Here is a 2,395-nt window from a genome sequence, read left to right on the forward strand (position 1 = left end):
GATTAAGGGAACGTCGGATGGGCGGCAAACCGAGGCCTGATCCTTCTATTGTCAGCGGTTTCAGAGTCGCGTATGTAGAGGGTGGCCGTAAGTATTACTTTGATGCCGTAGAGCAACGTTACTACTCATGGGATTCGCTTCACGGCGAGTTTGAAGTCTTCGACCGACGTGGCTTTCACCTGGGTTCGGTCTGCCCTGAAACCGGGCTTGCTTTGAAACCTGCCGTCCGCGGACGAAGGATCAAACCGAACTGAGAGGTTCATATGAATTTTGTAGAGCTTTGCCTTAAAGGCGATGTGCTGGAAGAAGAGATCGACCAATTCGTCGAGGACTGGCACGAGGGTCGTCAAGGTGCCGACATGCAATTGCATGAATATCTGGGCATGAAGTGGGAAGAGTACCAACTGTGGTCAACCACCCCGTCGGTCTTACCTTTTGTATTGACTGCCCACAAGTACGGCACCTCTCTTAAGGACCAACTCGATCAAGACAAATTTGCGATTGCTGCGCGCGCGCGATCGGTCGCTGAAGCGACCAAAGTCGAAGCCTGGCTACGTAGCGTGGGCAAGATCTAGTGACCCCAGAAGAGAAAATGGCCAGTCGCGTCCTGGCCATCCGCAAGCTGACACCGCCGTACGATCTAGAGCAGCTAGCCTCTACCTATGGGGAGCTTGAGTACCTTGAACTGCCGTTCGGCGTGGACGGAATCACCATTGGCATTGGTGCTGCTACCAAGCCTCGCATCCTGATCAACTCGAGTGCTCCTGCTACCCGTCGAAAATTTACACTGGCCCATGAAATCGGGCACGTAGTTATCCCATGGCATACAGGCACAATCGTCTCCCACTTGGAGAACCGCGAAGTTGATGCTGCCTACAACCAAATGGAGACCGAAGCCAATCGCTTCGCCGCAGAGCTGTTGATGCCATCTGAATGGCTGCGTGAAACATTCAAAGCCGCCTCCAGTGTGGAGCAGTACTTGCGCTCAGTCCTTACCCTCGCCGGGGCATCCAAAGAAGCAACATTCAATAAAATATTGCGCCCGCTTATTCAGCCAGTGATTTGCGTGCAAGTGGACAGCGCATCCAGAGTTCTCAGCAGTCGAAGATCCCAAACGGCACCGTATCCTCCAGAACGAAATGCCGAAGTCGGCAGCGAAACCTTTCAGACAGACTGCCGTTTCGAAAGCTTTGAAATAGACGGCCAGTTTTACATGACCTGGACCTTCATCGGCCGCGACATACGGGAAGTAGACACAAGGCCGTGGCGGGAAGTCTTCACCCACATCCTGAATGACACTGGCATGCAGGGATATTTGCAGAATATGAACGGCATTCTCGCTGCTGCTTATGGCAAAAACAAAGCGCTCGACGAGGCAGAAATCTGCGGAGCCGTCATCCGAGCATTCAAAAAATATGAAATGTACGATGTGGTCACCAAGCACCATTTGTTTGAACAGTTTGTGATCAAACGGGTGAGGGAACTGAAGCTGCGGGGTTGAGTGATCAGACAGGTTTGGGAAAGATCGGGGGAAGCGCTGTCGTTGACAGCAAGCCAGGTAGCCCGAACTTTTAAGTCTACTTCCCGCGGAGGTGGCTCTCCCAAAGTGCGATTAGCGTCCGGCAGCTCGCACGGACACAGCGATGTGATGGATGCCTACTTTTACCTGCGCGCCCACTGCGGCAACTCATTCCCTTTCATAGCTACCTTGCAGCAATCTATCCGCTTGGCCATTTCCTTGCGCCAACCTGCGCCCGTCTCTTTTCCCGGAAAGAGACGGGCGCTCCTACCGCTGCTACCGCTCAACTCGTACAAGGCTTTGCGGCATTCCCTCTCGTGACAACCGGCGTGACAAACACCGAAGTCACCTGCAACAGCGACGCAGATGATGGTGCCGCAGTCTAGGGAATGGGCAGCACCTGACTGACAGTCAGGCATGCCCCGGTCATCGCATCTCTGTCTTCACCGGATTCAGGATCTCGCGGCATTGGCCTCGTCAGCCAATGCAGTCTCCACCCGCCCACCGGAATCGGTGTTCAGGAGGCCAGATCATGAGATGCCCAAGCTCCCGGTCGTAAAGAGCCGTCAGTCCCGCGTGAGTGGACAACCCTCACAGGTCGCAGGGACCTTGATCCCTGATAACACTCAACATTCTTGGCAGGATGACGTGGGGAAAGTTTTAAAAGTTTTGGCTTCGAGAGGAGTTCGATCATGGCACTGGTGGGCAGGCGAGATGGACGCAATTTTGGCTACGGTCGGCAGTTGAGCTATGCCGGGCCACAGGCATTGAAAGATCTGTTTGGCGGTGGCATTACGGGACCGTCAAAGCACACGGTGATCGCTGGCAAGCGTTTGTGCGCTGGTGTCGCTCGGAGGATGGGCCGGGGTTTAACGA

The 2,395-nt window shown here is 54.4% G+C and carries 3 protein-coding genes and 1 pseudogene; all 4 read left to right on the forward strand.

Annotated features, from left to right (window positions below):
- A partial coding sequence (locus tag GIW04_RS29865) for a colicin E3/pyocin S6 family cytotoxin (protein ID WP_236479545.1) occupies nucleotides 1–254 on the forward strand: 254 nt, incomplete at its 5' end.
- 9 nt (nucleotides 255–263) lie between these two features.
- Nucleotides 264–575, forward strand: coding sequence for a hypothetical protein (locus GIW04_RS29870; RefSeq protein ID WP_003187751.1), 312 nt, complete (start codon nucleotides 264–266; stop codon nucleotides 573–575).
- Between the two features lie 17 nt (nucleotides 576–592).
- Complete coding sequence (locus GIW04_RS29875; protein WP_003187750.1) at nucleotides 593–1,501, forward strand: ImmA/IrrE family metallo-endopeptidase; 909 nt, start codon at nucleotides 593–595, stop codon at nucleotides 1,499–1,501.
- Between the two features lie 710 nt (nucleotides 1,502–2,211).
- Nucleotides 2,212–2,395: pseudogene (locus GIW04_RS29880) on the forward strand (integrase domain-containing protein); the annotation flags it as partial.

This window comes from Pseudomonas sp. PA-4-8C (assembly GCF_021606625.1).
Lineage (GTDB): Bacteria > Pseudomonadota > Gammaproteobacteria > Pseudomonadales > Pseudomonadaceae > Aquipseudomonas > Aquipseudomonas lactis.